The organism is Vibrio sp. Vf1514, assembly GCF_052076135.1.
Lineage (GTDB): Bacteria > Pseudomonadota > Gammaproteobacteria > Enterobacterales > Vibrionaceae > Vibrio > Vibrio furnissii.
Genome location: NZ_CP197267.1, coordinates 1,971,738 through 1,986,690 on the forward strand (window position 1 = coordinate 1,971,738; position 14,953 = coordinate 1,986,690).

Consider the following 14,953-nt stretch of genomic DNA (forward strand, 5'->3'; position numbering starts at 1 on the left):
GCGAGCCACGTGCTCGCCTTTTTATCGCCCATAGCACGTGACTGAACACATATTGCCAGATCACAAATTCCATTCAGATCGTGAATCAGCTAAAAGTTTTCACACACAATTCGGGATCGTTCCCTAAAAGTTAGATATAGTCCATTTCACACAAAGAGTCCGTTTAAAAGGCTTTATTCGACGTCAACAGTGCAACAAAGCCGAGTAAAGGGATTCAAAATTCCACGCTGCCGCACGATTATTTGGGAACGTTTGCAAACCTCTCGAATTTATCATCCAATGTGGAGAAACAGAATAATGAAAACTAAAGCATTGACGCTGGCCGTTGCCGCTGCCCTCTTCCCTGCCACTGCGGTTTGGGCGAATTCGGATCTGTCTGCGCTGGAAGCGCGTATCAACGATCTGGAATCACGCCTAGCGCAAACGGAACAAACCGCGCAACAAGCGCAAGACACGGCATCCTCGTTTGAATTCCATGGTTACGCTCGCGCCGGCCTATTGGTCAACGACGATCTCAACGGCGCCAACGGCACTGGGCCTTACATGACCGCCGCTGGCGCGCTGGGTGCGCCTGTGGGCCGCCTTGGTTTAGAAGATGACAACTATCTCGAAGCGAACTTGATCCACAATCGCACCATGGACGATGGTTCAAGCGCGCGCTTTCACATCATGCTGGCCGACAGCGTTGAAACCAACAACGAATGGACGGCCGATGACAGCCAACTCAACGTGCGTCAGGTGTATGCTGAGCTGAGCAACTTGAGTTCTTTCTCGGGGCCGTTTGAACACGCGACGCTGTGGGCTGGTAAGCGCTTTGATCGCGATAACTTTGACATCCACTTTTTTGACTCGGACATCGTGTTCCTTTCTGGCACCGGCGCAGGGATTTATGATGTGCAGTTTACCCAACACTGGAAAGCCAACTTTTCTATCTATGGCCGCGACTTTGGCGAAATCGACAGCTCCAGCACCGATGTCGAAAACTACATTGCGACCATGAACAACCGTTTCGGTAACTTCCAAGTGATGGTCAGCGGTATGGCCTCATCCGACAACCAAAATCGCGACACCGACAGCGCCTCACCAACCAAACGCGCAGAAACCGGTGTGCACGCACTGTTTGCCTACCATGGCGAGAGTTTCTATGGCTTGAGTGACGGTTTTTCCAAATCAGGTGTGTTGGTCGGTCAGGGCTTAGGCGCTGAACTCAAAGGCATCGGTTCCAACGGCGACCTGAACGATGATGCTAAAGCTATGCGTGTGTTCAGCTACGGCGTGACCCGCTTTGCGGATCACTGGCGCATCGCCCCTGCCGTGATGGCGGAATACAGCCAAGATCGCATCAAAACCAATGATGAATTCAAATGGGCCTCCGTCAACGTGCGTTTGGCACAAGAGCTGACACAAAACTTTGAAATGGTATACGAAGGCACATACCAATACATGGATTTGGACAACAGCGTCGACCAAGCCAAAGGCAGCTTCTACAAAGCGACGATTGCTCCGACCTTCAAACTGGCAACCTCGGCGGGCTTCTTTGACCGCCCAGAAATCCGCTTTGCCGTGAGCTATGTCGACTGGAGCAGCGCGCTGGATGATTACGCCGTGAGCCTCGACAGCGATGCCAGCACCATGGGCAGTGGCGGCGAAACCGTCTTTGCCTTGCAAATGGAGACTTGGTTCTAGCCAGCGTATGTCACATTGCCTCTATCTACCCGGCCTCGGCCGGGTTTTTTGTGGCGTTCAAAAATGGGGGCAGCCAGTTGCAGAGCCGAAAAGCGCCAACACCGCAAACAATTACAGCCGATTTAAGGCATTGAAACGCTGGCCGAGTATCAATGGCTTAAGGAGGCGGGCGTTGCGCTGATGCAAGGCTATCTGTTTGCCAAACCCGGCTTTGAATGCCTGCCTGCGGTGAATTTTATCCGTTGATCTTGGCGCTGAGCTTGTCCTTAAGCTTGGTCTTGGTCTGGTCTCAATCTTAGTCTTAGCCTGCAACGACAAAAGCCACCCTAAGGGTGGCTTTTGAACAAGCGATGATCACCAACACCCTGTTTAACGCGGGGCAAATGACCATTGCATGGCATTGAGCGGGGCAAATGTTGCGTCAGCAGTCGCATGCTTGAGGGAAATATGGGTTGCATTGGGCGGTGTAAACACGCGCCCAGTCATCACCTGCTCACCATCATTGATGAAGATTTCCAGCGAGGAGTTATCTGCCAGAATGCGCAGCTTCACCTCGCTGGATGTGAGAGGCAACTCGCGAATGGTATCGCCTTGGCGAATTTGGGTGTGGGTGCGGTCAAACCGCAGCACGCCTTGCGCGCGGTCGAGTGTCAGCACCACCGAGTGCGCATCATCGTGCAGCAAGTGCAGTTCACTGTCCCACGGCAACGTCACTTCCAGATCGAAGCTCTTTGTGCCCAGATCTTGCGGCTGCTCATTGAGCGTGATTGCGCACGCTTCGCCACGCAATTGCGCCAGCTCTGCGCTCGGCTGCTGGATGATTTTGCCATTGTGCCAACGCAGTTCACGCAGCGCCGTAAACTGATGAATCCAGCCATTATCGCAACTAGGATGTTCAAGCTCATCCGGCAATCCCATCCAGCCGCACATCACGCGGCGACCATCAGCGGTTTGCATCGACTGCGGCGCATAGAAATCAAACCCCGCGTCCAGCTGCCATCCTTCCAGAAAGTGAAATCCGCCCTGCTCATCTTGATCCACATGGAAAATGCGATTTTGATGCACGATGGTGTGATGTGGATTCTGCGAACGAATCCCCTGCGGGCCAAAGACCACAAATTGCTTGCCCGCCATCTCAAACCAATCCGGGCACTCCCACATGTAACCGTAAGGCGCCAACTCTTCACCGTAGAGCTTGTCAAACTGCCAGTGCTGCAAATCCGTTGAATGGTAAACGGCCAGACGACCTTGCAGATCCTGCGTCTGCGCGCCAAGCAACATGTGCCAGCGCCCTTGGCGGTGCACCACTTTGGGATCACGAATGTGCTCAGTCACGCCCGGCGGTAACGTGCGGATCAGCGGACCTAGTTTTTCAAACTGATTGTGCTCATTAAGCCGCGCGGCACATTGCATCGTCTGGCGCTGGCGGTCGTGGCCAAGACGCGTGTTGCCCGTGTAGAACAACCACAAATCGTCACCGTCACTGACGGCGTGACCGGAAAAGACCCCGTGACTGTCGAACCAATCCGAAGGCGTGAGCGCGATGGATTGCCACGTCCAATTGACCAAGTCTTGGCTTTTCAGGTGCACCCAGTATTTGTCTTTGTGCTCACAGGCAAATGGATACCACTGATAGAAGAGATGGTACGCACCGTTGTGATAAATAAAGCCGTTCGGATCGTTCAGTAACCCTTGTGGTGGAGAGATGTGCCATTGCGGACGATACGGACACGCGGTGGGCTGCAAATACGCCGCAGCAGCTTGACGCTGCGCACTGGCAATAGTGCGGCCAAGCGCGGCAAGGTCGGCATCCGTGATTGCCAAATCGCGCGCCATGCTCAGTTGCCATTCGCCCAGCACCGATTCGCCGCTCACATCGTGCGGCAGGGGTTGCACACGCTCAGCATCACGCACCGCTACCGTCACCCGCCCTACCGGGGCCAAAATTCGTTGAATGTTATCGACCCCGCCCGCGAGATCAATCAGTCGCTGTAGTGACATGAACTTACCTAGAATTATTTTCGGGAACGTTCTCAAAAATATAAAACAAACATCGATTCCGCAAGTTTTTCCGCAATAAAGTGAGGGGCAATCCGGTTGAGTGTGAAGCCGGGCACAGAAACCCGGCCACCATCGAGCGAGAGATGAAGGGAAGATTTAGCAGGTTTCGCGAGCGACATTCTGGAACGTGAGCACCACTTTACTCATTTCCTGACCGCGTCCGGCGATGCGTTCGAGCAACATTTTCGCGGCATTTTCTCCCGCTTTATCAAAAGCATAGTTAAAGGTCGACAGCGATGGCGTGCTGACATAGGCCAGTTCATCATTGCCCACGCCCAGCAATTTCACCTGCTTGCCCACCTGCACACCCGATTCTTGCAGCGCTTTGATCGCCCCAACGGCTAAACGGTCGGTTGCGCAGAACAAGCCGTCCATGTGCGGGTACGCGTTGAGCTGTTCTTTCGCCAAACGGTAGCCCGATTCAATCGAAAAATCGCCGCGCACATGAAACAGCAGCGGTTGATTGTGAAACGCCAACGCCTGTGCCAGCCCTTGTGAACGCAGCACATCCACCGCAATGTCATCACTTTGCACCCCGATAAACCCGATCTGCTTGCAGCCCGCTTGCACCAAGCGATTACCGGCTTCAAAACCGACGCGCGTATCATCGTGCACCACACTCGGAATGTTGTGTAGCGAGCCATCTTGCCCCACCAGCACCACCGGGACCGCCGATTGTTGAATCGCTTTGACGAGCGGCGCGTCCAGATGCGTGGCGTAAAAGACAATCCCTTCCACCCGCTTTTGGTTAAAGATTTGAATGTATTCCAATTCTTTGGCGTGAACTTGATGAGTATTGGCAAGCAGCACGTGCTTTCCGGCTTGTTCGAAAATCGACGTCAGGCCATCCACACCCTGCGCTGTCGCGTGGGACGACACCCGCGGCACAATCACACCAATCAAATTGGTTTTCTGTGATTTAAGGTCTTTCGCCACTTGGTTCACGACGTAACCACATTCAGACACAGCCTTTAACACTTTGATTTTTGTCGACTCTTTGACGCCGTACTCATCATTAATCACCCGAGAGACGGTCGACTTTGACACGCCAGCCAGCCTAGCGACGTCATGCAAACTTGCCATAAAGCATCCTATTCACCTTCATATTGGGATTGATTGCAGAATCTCTGCGATTCAACCGCGGCATAAGCGTGATTTTACCCTTGTTTTGTCGTTTCTCGATCCTGCTTTTGGCGATCACTCTCACAGAATTCACCATGTTGTTTTGACCGAATCGCATTAATTGACAAGAATCGATTTTGCAAACGTTCCCAAAAATACAATCATAAAGCAGTACATCGCTGAACCCAAACGCCATGAAGCGGCCAAACCACGCCACTTTCAGCGGAATGGGTCTACTGACAAGTTACAAGAACCGGGGTGAGTTATGGACTATCCAGTCATAGCAAAACAACTTCTCGAGCACTTGGGTGGCAAAGCCAACATCCAAGCGCTGGCACACTGCGCAACACGACTACGTTTGGCCGTGAAAGATGAAGCGCAAATTGATGAAAGCGCGATTGAAACGCTAGACGGCGTCAAAGGCCAGTTCAAGGTCGCGGGCCAATACCAGATCATTTTTGGCTCAGGCATCGTGAACCAAGTGTATGCCGAAATGGCGAAACTGACCGGCATGGCCGACATGTCGACCAACGATGTCGCCAGTGCGGGCGCACAGAAGCAAAATATCGTGCAGCGCGCAGTCAAAGGTTTATCGGATATTTTCGTGCCCATCATTCCCGCCATCGTTGCGGGCGGCCTGCTCATGGGCTTGTTCAACGTCTTGACAGCGAAAGGCTTGTTCATCGATGGCCAATCGCTGATTGATGCCAATCCGGGTCTGGCGGATTTAGCCAGCATGATCAACACCTTTGCCAACGCCCCATTTGTTTACTTACCGGTTCTACTGGCATTCTCTGCGTCACGCAAATTTGGCGGAAACCCATTCCTTGGCGCAGCGCTGGGGATGCTGATGGTGCACCCGGATCTGCTAAACGGTTGGGGCTTTGGCAGCGCGACCGTGGCTGGCACGGTGCCGACGTGGAACATTCTCGGGCTGGAAATTCAGAAAGTGGGCTATCAAGGCTCGGTGCTGCCGGTGTTGGTTTCCGCGTTTATTCTGGCCAAAGTGGAGCTTGGGCTGCGCAAAGTCATTCCCTCAGTACTCGACAACCTGCTCACCCCGATGCTGGCGATTTTCATCACCGGTTTCCTCACGTTCACCTTAGTCGGCCCCATCACGCGTGATGTTGGCTTTATGCTGGGTGATGGCCTGAACTGGCTGTACGATTCGGCAGGCTTTATCGGCGGCGCACTGTTTGGGTTTATCTACGCGCCCTTCGTGATTACCGGCATGCACCACAGTTTTATCGCCATTGAAACGCAATTGCTGGCCGACATTGTCACCACAGGCGGGACGTTCATTTTCCCGATTGCGGCCATGTCGAACGTGGCGCAAGGTGCTGCGGCGCTGGCGGTCGGTTTTACCACCAAAGACATCAAGCTTAAAGGCATCGCTGTGCCATCGGGCATCACCGCGCTGCTGGGGATCACAGAGCCGGCGATGTTTGGTGTCAACCTGAAACTGCGTTACCCATTCATTGCCGCCATTACCGGCTCTGCGATTGCGAGCGCGTTCATTACGCTGTTTAACGTCAAAGCTCATGCGCTGGGCGCGGCGGGTCTACCGGGCATCATCTCCATCAACCCAGAGAAAATCGGTTACTACGTGGTGGGCATGGTGATTTCGTTTGCAGTTGCGTTTGGCCTGACCCTGATGCTGGCCATGCGTGAAAAAGCAAAACAAGGCGTTCGCGCCACGGCGTAATGCATCCCCCTTGCATTCACGCATTTGCCCACTCCACGGAGTGGGCATTTTTACGTTATTGCCAACGAAAGTTGATGGTCACATCACGGCCATGATCGTGTTCGATGGTGTGATACGGCCATGCGTAGTGACGAATAATACGATTGGTCAGCTCCAGCCCTAAGCCAAAACCGAGTGTATCGTGTGCGTTGGCGCCACAGTGATCATGATTGGCAATGGTGACTTGAGACCCGCGCTGCGTGATGACCACTTTGCCCAGCAGCGTGTGCTGGTACGCATTACGAATGAGGTTACTCAACACGATATGACACAGCGTTTTTGGCAGCAAAAATTGTCCCGCAGAGAGCTGCACGTCTACCGTCACCTCTTTGTCGCGCACCAAATAGTGCAGCTCCTGACAAATCTGCTCGATCAGGGCCTGCAAATTGACTTCACTCAGCGGCGGCTCGCTCTCTTTGCCACGATTGAGCCACAGCAGCGTTTCGGTTAAATCGGTCATGGTGACGCCTGCGCGCACAATCCGCTCCACCACCTGCTTCTGTTTTTCCAAGCTCTCTGGTTTATCCAGTAGCTTTGCCAGTAACTCGGCGTTGCTGCGCACTACCGCGATGGGTGTGCGCAGTTCATGGCTGGCATGCGCCAAGAACTTTTGCTCGCGACGCAGCGAATCTTCAACCGTTGACAAGCTGCTGCGCACCACGTCGGCCAAGCGGTTCAGTTCGTTGTACTGAAAATCTGGCAGCGGTTCATTTAACTGATTCGGCGTGAGGTGTTTCGCCCATTGCCACAACCGTTCAATGGGCCTTGCGACCATTTGCATCAAGAACATCATGCACAGCGCGAAAATGACAATGCCTAGCGCACCGTAGCTCAACAGTTTGATGACATGTGGCCATTTGCCCGCGGGCATGTCCCGTTCAAACTTAGGGTGAGTGAAGTCATCCACCACACGCGAAATGTAGAGTGTTTCGGCACGGTCTTGATCGTAGCGCATCAGAAATAGCGCTCGTTTGGGGGTCGAGAACCAACTCGAACGGTCGATGTGTTTGAGCAGTTCAAGGTGTTCGGTGGGCTTGGCAAACTCAGCGCGAATTTCCGGCTGCACATCTTGCCAGCGACGCGCCACTTGAAACCCGAGCATGCGTTCCGGTTTGCCTTCCAACAGCTCCGCGCGATGGCCAATTTCCAGCATGGTCATACGCATGCCGCCATCGAGCCCTTGCTCAAAGTAATTGGCGGCCAAGGTGGAATAACTCAGCACCGTGATGGTGCCCATCGCCATCACCGAAAAGGCAAAAAAGATTTTGAGGCTACGACGCAGTTTCATCGTTGCCCTGCCGTTGTATCGCAAATCCGTAACCCGGTAACGTATGAATCAAAGGTTCTAGCCCCGCTTTGTCGATTTGTTTGCGTAAGTTGAACATGTGTACTTTCAAGCTGTTGCTGTCGGGTTGATCGTCGCCCCACACATTGAGGACAATTTTCTCCCGTGAAACACCCGACGGGTATTCACGCATCAGCAGTTCGAGAATTTTTATCGCAATCGGTGACAGCTTGATCTCCAGCCCGGCGCGCGTGACTTTGCGCTGCGCCATATCCAGCACCAAATCCGCCACACGCAATTTCGAGACTTGGCCGCTGCGACGTTTCGCCAGCACCTGAACTCGCGCCATCAGCTCTTCCATTGCAAACGGCTTCACCAAGTAATCATCCGCGCCGTGGCTAAAGCCTTGTAGTTTATCGTCCAGCGTATCGCGCGCCGTGAGCATCAGCACCGGCGTTTCAATCCCCCGTTCACGAATGCGCTCGCACACCACCAGCCCTTCAATTTTGGGCAAGTTGAGATCGAGCACAATCACGTCGTAGCGATTTGCCATGATCAGGTTGTAGCCCACTTGTCCGTCGGCCGCAAAATCGCAGTCGATCGCTTCCAACGACATGTAGTCAACCAAAGCGGTGGCCAGATCGAGATCATCTTCCACCAATAACGCCTTTAACATTCCTTTTCACCACCTGTGGTCGCGGAGCCGTGCTGCAACGCATACGGGGCTGCGCACCTGTTCAACGTGACGAACGTCGATGCGCTGCGCGCGGTATGTCGTGCTTGATTCTGTTGTCTATCATAGCGTCATTGGATGATGCCAAACAAAAACACAGATCAAAACCGTCGACTTTTTTCGAGGTGTTCAAGCGTAACGTCAAGCGGGTTAAGGATGGGTTAACCAAATGCAAAACGCCCGGTCGAAACCGGGCGCTTGACGTCTGCGTCAATCAGAATTGATAGCCGAGTTTCAATTCGATGGTGCGCTCTGCACCGTACCAGCAGTTCATGTTGTTGTAACAGGTGTAGTACGTTTGGTCGAACAGGTTGTTGGCGATCACATCCGCACGCGCGCCTTGCAGGCGGTCGCTGATCTGGCCCAAATCGTATCCAAGCGACAGATCAACCACGGTGTAATCCGGCACTTTGCCTTGCGTATTGGTCGCATCCATATACATTTCGCCCACATAACGCGCGCCGCCACTGACGCGACCGCCGCGTAACACCCCGTCATCCACTTGGTACGTGCTCCACAGTGTGGCGCTGTGCTTGGGCACATAAATCGGCGTGGTGCCTTGCAAACCATTGGCGCTGTCTTTGGTCACTTCAACATCCGCGTAAGTGTAGCTTGCCGCGATGTCCCAGTTTGGCGTCAGCCACCAGCGACCCTCGACCTCTACGCCTTGCGAACGCACTTCGCCCACCTGAATATCATCCTGATAGTTGGCCGAACTTGGGTCAGTCACCACCACATTGTTTTTCACAATGTGATACAGCGACACGCTGGCCTGCTTGCTCATGTCCGCCGACTGATACTTCACGCCCACTTCCACTTGCTCGCCGGTTTCCGGCTTGAACGGCTGACCAAACTGACTGTCGGTGCCTGCCACGGGTGAAAAACTGGTGGCGTAGCTAGCAAACGGCGCAATCCCAGAATCAAACTGATACAGCGCGCCGACGCGATACGAGAACTCGGTGTCATCCGCTTTGGTGGCGTAACCCGACACCTCGCTGTTGCTGGTGTAGTGATCAAAGCGGCCGCCTGCAATCAACACCCAACGGTTCCAGCGCAGTTGATCCTGAACATAACCGCCGAGCTGTTTGATTTCGATATCGTAGTCGTACGCATACTGCGCCGACACCGTGCTGCTATCGAGCAAATTGTTGTTGGGGTTGAACAGGTTAAAGCTGCCAAAATCGCTGTCGGTGGTGGTGTAGGTTTGGTACAACGAGTCCCCTTTCAGGCGTTGGTAATCCACGCCAAACAGCAGGTTGTGTTCTACGCTGCCCCAATTGATCACACCGGACAGTTGGTTATCGACCACCAAACCGGTGTAACTTTCATCGGTGCTGTAAATGTTGCGCGTCAGCACACCCGTGGTTTCATCAAAACCACCACTGCTGTGATAGAGGTTTTTCTGGGTCAATGATGCGTCGGTGTAGCGCAGGTTCTGTAAGAACGCCCAGTTGTCGGTGAACTGATGCTGCACTTTATAACCCAGCATCAGAATTTCACGCTCGAATTTGCTCCAGTTGGTGTCACCCGCGTAAGTCGAGGAGGACGTTGACCCGTTGGCGTTAGAGGTCACGGTGCCTGACGCAGGCAAAGCCGAGTTCATGCCCATCGCCGGATCGTTCTGATAATAGAGGTTAAGATTGATCAGCGTTTTGTCGGTGACTTGCCAGTCGAGTGACGGCGCAATCAAATAGCGCTCTTCCTCCGTACCATCAACCTGGCCGTCCTGTTTGCGCGCTTTGGCAATCAAACGGTAAGAGAGTGCATCGCTGAGCGGCCCGGTGGTATCGAGCGTCACTTGCTGCAAATTGCGCGAACCCGTGGAAGCCGACACTTCGGTGCTGCGCTGCTGTTGCGGCGCTTTGGCTATCACGTTCACCATGCCGCCCGGAGGCATCGCGCCATACAACACCGATGTTGGGCCTTTGAAGACCTCCAGTTGCTGCATCGCAATCGGATCAATCTGTGGCTGCAAGTTCCAACCTTTGAGGTATTGCAGCACCAAGCCATCGTAATAGCTTTGGTCAACCTGAAACCCGCGAATGTAGAAGTTGTCGTACATGGTGACGGAACCGCCTTTGGTTTCTGTCATCACGCCGGGTGCGTAGCGTAGCGCTTGACCAACCGATGTCACGCCGCGCTGCTCAAGCAGTTCGCCGTCAATCACGGTGATGCCTTGCGGCGTCTCTTCCGGCGCCAGCGCCGTTTTCGTCGCGGTGTTGCGATAGGTTTGACCCAAAATGGTCACGGTTTCTGTGTCTGCGCTCGTGGACTCATCGGCGGCAACACTGGTGGTGGGCATCAAAAGTGCCAAGATCGCCAACGCGACCGGCGACAATGTGGTATGCGGATTCAAATCCATGATGGTTAACTACCCTGCTTTTCTTATTGTGAGAATAAATATCATTTGTATTCTAAGCAAAGCGCGGCGTGAAAAGTTAACAATTTGGAGCATGTTGCGCCGCTCAGGCGATCTCAATCGGCAACCAATAATCCATCTCGGCATGCACAGCCGTGCCGTCATACCCGGCGGGATAACGTTCCAATTCAAACCCATCCACGCCGCGATAGATCGATTGCGGCAACCAATCGAAAATAAACCAAGCCAACGTTTGTGGCAGCAACGCAATCGGGCCACGATGTTTCACCACCGCGTAAGTTTGCGCAGGTACCGTCACGCATTCTGCGCCCGACACGGGGAGCGTGCTGGTCGCCCAATAGATCAACGCATGGTCATTGTCAGCGGCGGCCGTCACGTCAATCACGCCGGTCAATGGCTGCGGGGTTTGATGCGCCATCAGCGGTGTAAACTGCGCCCACACACTGGGCACCTGCTCAGCAAAATCAGGCGCTGCCGCGAGCAAGCCGCGAATCGGCGTCGCAAGGCCGTAAAAGGTTTCCGATTCCGCCGATTCCACCCGCACTTGCATCAGTTGCGGCGTTTGGCTCACCGGCGGCGTGCGCTGCGCCAGTTGCAGCGGTTTGCGCAGCCCCGTGTGGCGACCAAGCTTGCGATAATCCCGCGGGCTGAGACCAAAATGTTGCCGAAACGCGCGGCTAAAGCTGATTTCAGAACTGAAACCGTTGGCGAGCGCAATATCAATCACCCGCGCCGAACCATGAATCAGGGCTTCAGCGGCTTCGCTCAGTTTGAGTTCACGCACGTAGTTGGCGACCGTCAAGCCAGTCTCACTCTGAAATACCCGCTGTAATTGCCAGCGTGACCAACAGCTTTGCTGCGCCAAATCATCCAGCGACAACGGCTGATCCAGATGCGCATGGATGTAGTCCAGTAGTTTGCAAATGCGATTAAACGATGAAGAAGGACGAGTCATGACAGCAAAACACCTCGAAAATAGAGGGCTTAGTGTCGCACAGATGAGGAGTTAATGAGAAGTGTTATCAATTAAAAACTCAACAACCGTGAGTGAGCCAGCAAACGCAAGACGAAAAAGGGGGCTGAAAGTCAGCGAGAGTCCAATTCCTGACAAACAGCCCCGTGGATTAATTCGTTTCCTGCGGTTTATTGAGTGCGTGTTATTTAGTGCATGTTATTTAGTGCGCCGTGGACGGGTCCACCGCGTGTTTCGGTTTCGGCGCCATCCAGATCATGCACGCGGCCACGGTAAAAATCACCGCGATCACCAAGAACAGTTGGTTGGTCGCGACCATCACACTTTGCCCTTGCAGCATGCCGTCCAGCGCCGAGCGGGTTTGATCCGCGCTCATGCCCGCATTTTGCATCGTTTGCGTCGCCACGCCCGCTTTGTCGGTCAAACCCGCCAATTCAGCATGTACGTAGCGCGACTCGTGCTCCCACGAAGTGTTGATCATCGAGGTGGCAAACGCGCCGGACAAGGTGCGAATGAAGTTCATCAACCCCGCTGCCGATTCCATCTCATGGGGCTTGACACTGCCGAGCGCAATCGCCGTTAGCGGCACGAAGAACAGCGGCATCCCAATCCCCTGCACGAACATCGGCCAACTCACCTGTTCAAAGGTCATGTCGACGGTGTTGAAACTGCGCATAAAGGTCCAGAACCCAAGCCACATCACGCCGACAAACACAAACGGCCGCGGGTCATATTTCGACGACAAGTTGGCGATAATCGGCGCAAGAAACACCGCCAGTATGCCCATGGTCGCCGTCGCATACCCCGAAATGGTTGCGGTGTAGCCCATGAAGTTCTGCAACCAGAGTGGGGTTAACACCGTCGTGGCGAAAAAGGCGCCAAAGGCGAGCGACAACGTGACCATGCTCATCGCATAGCCGCGATGACGGAACACTCTTAATTCCACCACCGGATTGCGCTCGGTCAGCTCCCAAATCAGGAAGGCGACAAAGCCTATCGCGGCAATCACCGCCAACGTCACAATGCGTGACGATTCAAACCAGTCATGGTCTTTGCCTTCGTCCAACATCAGTTGCAAAGCTGCTACCCAGACAATCAGCAACAGCAGGCCGATTTTATCGATCGGCAAACGTTCATTCTTGGTTTCGTATTTTTTCAGGATCTTCCAACCGACGAATGAGGCAAAAATGGCAAATGGAATGTTCACAAAGAAAATAAACGGCCAACTGTATTGGTCACACAAGATACCGCCTAAAATCGGCCCCATGATCGGCGCCACCAAGGTAGTCATCGACCAGATGCCGATCGCCGCGTGACTCTTGTCTTTCGGGAAGATACGAATCATCAGCGTTTGTGACAGCGGCATCAGCGGGCCACCTGCAAAGCCAAGGAATACGCGACACATCACCAACATGTTGAGGCTCGTTGATAAGCCACACAGCAGCGAGAAAAATCCGAAAAAGAAGAAACACGTAACGAAAACGCGAATCGATCCAAAACGCCGCGCAAGCCATCCGGTTAAGGGAACCGAAATCGCTTCCGCCACCGCATAAGACGTAATCACATACGTCCCTTGACTTAAAGACGTGCCCAACCCGCCGGCGATATTCGAGACCGACACGTTGGCAATCGTGGTATCCAAAATGGCAAAGAAGTTTGCCATCGCCAGACAGAGGGCGCCGAGAAACAGCGCCCCACCTGACAAAGGTTTGATGTCATTGTCAGAGGTATGACTCATGGCTTCACCTTAGCCTTGTTCTGACACTTTCGCGGCGCGAAACTGCGCAATCACCTGCTCGTTGCTATCAGCGGAGGTATCGACGGTAACGACCATCGACAGCCCCACTTGCAGCGGATGCGACTGCAAATCGGTCGGGTCAAGTTCAATGCGCACCGGCAGACGCTGCACCACTTTGATCCAGTTCCCCGTGGCGTTTTGCGCCGGAATCATTGAGAACGCCGACCCCGTGCCGCCAGAAAATCCGGCTACCACGCCGCGATACGTGACATCGTCACCGTAAATATCGGCGGTGAGTGTCACCGGCTGCCCCACTTTCACGTTGCGCAGTTCCACCTCTTTGAAGTTGGCATCCACGTAAATGCTGTTGATAGGCACCACAGTCATCAACGGCATCCCAACTTGCACGCGACGGCCCACTTGCACCTGACGTTTGGCAATGATGCCGCTGATCGGCGCGCGAATCACGGTGCGGTCCAAATCCACTTTGGCTTGCTCATAACGCGCTTTCGCCAGTAGCACTTCCGGGTTGTTTTCCACCGTGGTGTTGTCCGTCAACGCGGCGTTGGCTTTTTGTGAACCAATGGTCGACAGCTTGGTCGCTTGCGCTTGTGCCATCGCCGCTTTGGCTGCATTTAAGTTCGCTTGCGCTTGTTGATAGCCGGTTTTGGCGTTGGTCACTTCTTCGCCGGACACCGACCCGCTGCGCACCAGATCTTCACGGCGCGTTAAGTCAATTTTGGCGCGCGCAAAATCTGCCTGCGCGGCTTTGAGTTGCGCTTCGGCGCGTTGCTCGCTCGCTTCCTGCGCTTCGACCATCGCGGTTAAGCCTTCGTCATTGGCGAGGTAACTGCGCACGCGGCGTTCGGCCAGCGCCAAATCTGCGGCCGCCTGCTTGAGCGCCAACCGCGCATCGGTATCGTCGATTTGCACCAGCACGTCGCCTTGGTTGACGTATTGGGTATCGACCACGCTCACGCGGGCAATGATGCCGCCCACCGCTGGGGTCACTTCGGCAATCTCAGCCGCTGCGTAAGCGTTGTCGGTCGACACATAGCGTGAGCCGATGAAATGCCAGTAGGCACCGTAACTGCCACCGGCGAGGATCACGGCCGCCGCCAGTGCGAAAAACCCTTTTTTGCGCGATTGCTTGGCACGCGCGGCATCAAATTCTGCTGGTTCTGATGGGATGTTGTCTGATGAACTCATGGGATAGAAACCTTTTAAACCG

Annotated in this window: 10 protein-coding genes and 1 pseudogene; 3 read left to right on the forward strand and 8 right to left on the reverse strand. The window is 54.1% G+C overall.

Translation table 11 applies throughout. The features are described 5' to 3' along the window. The first annotated feature begins 297 nt into the window (after positions 1 to 297). Positions 298 to 1,686 (forward strand): carbohydrate porin, encoded by a 1,389-nt coding sequence (locus ACS18Q_RS09085; RefSeq protein WP_014204828.1) that lies wholly within the window; start codon positions 298 to 300, stop codon positions 1,684 to 1,686. A gap of 126 nt (positions 1,687 to 1,812) precedes the next feature. Beyond that, a pseudogene (locus ACS18Q_RS09090) lies at positions 1,813 to 1,932 on the forward strand (EAL domain-containing protein); the annotation flags it as partial. 123 nt (positions 1,933 to 2,055) lie between these two features. Here the strand turns inward: ACS18Q_RS09090 and ACS18Q_RS09095 are convergent. Together ACS18Q_RS09095 and ACS18Q_RS09100 are read right to left on the reverse strand one after the other, a co-directional pair. Continuing rightward, positions 2,056 to 3,687 carry a glycoside hydrolase family 32 protein gene (locus ACS18Q_RS09095; RefSeq protein WP_441256961.1) on the reverse strand — a complete coding sequence of 544 codons (1,632 nt, stop codon included), beginning with the start codon at positions 3,685 to 3,687 and terminating at the stop codon, positions 2,056 to 2,058. A 156-nt stretch (positions 3,688 to 3,843) separates the two neighbouring features. After that, the gene (locus ACS18Q_RS09100) at positions 3,844 to 4,830 is read right to left on the reverse strand and encodes a LacI family DNA-binding transcriptional regulator (protein WP_041942521.1); all 987 of its coding nucleotides are present in this window, start codon (positions 4,828 to 4,830) and stop codon (positions 3,844 to 3,846) included. A gap of 304 nt (positions 4,831 to 5,134) precedes the next feature. Here ACS18Q_RS09100 and ACS18Q_RS09105 point away from each other — a divergent pair, with 304 nt between their 5' ends. Further along, positions 5,135 to 6,574 carry a sucrose-specific PTS transporter subunit IIBC gene (locus ACS18Q_RS09105; RefSeq protein ID WP_004725212.1) on the forward strand — a complete coding sequence of 480 codons (1,440 nt, stop codon included), beginning with the start codon at positions 5,135 to 5,137 and terminating at the stop codon, positions 6,572 to 6,574. Positions 6,575 to 6,629: 55 nt separating this feature from the next. Here the strand turns inward: ACS18Q_RS09105 and ACS18Q_RS09110 are convergent, their stop codons facing one another. The 6 genes from ACS18Q_RS09110 to ACS18Q_RS09135 all read right to left on the reverse strand — a co-directional run bounded on the left by ACS18Q_RS09110 (position 6,630) and on the right by ACS18Q_RS09135 (position 14,931). After that, complete coding sequence (locus tag ACS18Q_RS09110) at positions 6,630 to 7,901, reverse strand: HAMP domain-containing sensor histidine kinase (protein WP_441256962.1); 1,272 nt, start codon at positions 7,899 to 7,901, stop codon at positions 6,630 to 6,632. Continuing rightward, positions 7,885 to 8,574 (reverse strand): response regulator transcription factor, encoded by a 690-nt coding sequence (locus ACS18Q_RS09115; protein ID WP_158107506.1) that lies wholly within the window; start codon positions 8,572 to 8,574, stop codon positions 7,885 to 7,887. The genes ACS18Q_RS09110 and ACS18Q_RS09115 overlap by 17 nt, the downstream gene beginning before the upstream one ends. A 271-nt stretch (positions 8,575 to 8,845) precedes the next feature. Next, positions 8,846 to 10,987, reverse strand: coding sequence for a TonB-dependent siderophore receptor (locus ACS18Q_RS09120; protein ID WP_441257637.1), 2,142 nt, complete (start codon positions 10,985 to 10,987; stop codon positions 8,846 to 8,848). 109 nt (positions 10,988 to 11,096) lie between these two features. After that, complete coding sequence (locus ACS18Q_RS09125) at positions 11,097 to 11,966, reverse strand: AraC family transcriptional regulator (RefSeq protein ID WP_158165409.1); 870 nt, start codon at positions 11,964 to 11,966, stop codon at positions 11,097 to 11,099. Between the two features lie 220 nt (positions 11,967 to 12,186). Then, positions 12,187 to 13,722, reverse strand: coding sequence for a DHA2 family efflux MFS transporter permease subunit (locus ACS18Q_RS09130; protein ID WP_441256963.1), 1,536 nt, complete (start codon positions 13,720 to 13,722; stop codon positions 12,187 to 12,189). A gap of 9 nt (positions 13,723 to 13,731) precedes the next feature. Beyond that, entirely contained in the window at positions 13,732 to 14,931 is a 1,200-nt protein-coding gene (locus tag ACS18Q_RS09135; RefSeq protein ID WP_172561492.1) for an HlyD family secretion protein, read from the reverse strand. Positions 14,932 to 14,953: the final 22 nt, after the last annotated feature.

Bases quoted from the DNA above. Each gene is read 5' to 3' on its own strand.
- ACS18Q_RS09085 (WP_014204828.1), top strand. From the start codon at position 298: ATGAAAACTAAAGCATTGACGCTGGCCGTTGCCGCTGCCCTCTTCCCT.
- ACS18Q_RS09095 (WP_441256961.1), bottom strand. From the start codon at position 3,687: ATGTCACTACAGCGACTGATTGATCTCGCGGGCGGGGTCGATAACATT.
- ACS18Q_RS09100 (WP_041942521.1), bottom strand. From the start codon at position 4,830: ATGGCAAGTTTGCATGACGTCGCTAGGCTGGCTGGCGTGTCAAAGTCG.
- ACS18Q_RS09105 (WP_004725212.1), top strand. From the start codon at position 5,135: ATGGACTATCCAGTCATAGCAAAACAACTTCTCGAGCACTTGGGTGGC.
- ACS18Q_RS09110 (WP_441256962.1), bottom strand. From the start codon at position 7,901: ATGAAACTGCGTCGTAGCCTCAAAATCTTTTTTGCCTTTTCGGTGATG.
- ACS18Q_RS09115 (WP_158107506.1), bottom strand. From the start codon at position 8,574: ATGTTAAAGGCGTTATTGGTGGAAGATGATCTCGATCTGGCCACCGCT.
- ACS18Q_RS09125 (WP_158165409.1), bottom strand. From the start codon at position 11,966: ATGACTCGTCCTTCTTCATCGTTTAATCGCATTTGCAAACTACTGGAC.
- ACS18Q_RS09130 (WP_441256963.1), bottom strand. From the start codon at position 13,722: ATGAGTCATACCTCTGACAATGACATCAAACCTTTGTCAGGTGGGGCG.
- ACS18Q_RS09135 (WP_172561492.1), bottom strand. From the start codon at position 14,931: ATGAGTTCATCAGACAACATCCCATCAGAACCAGCAGAATTTGATGCC.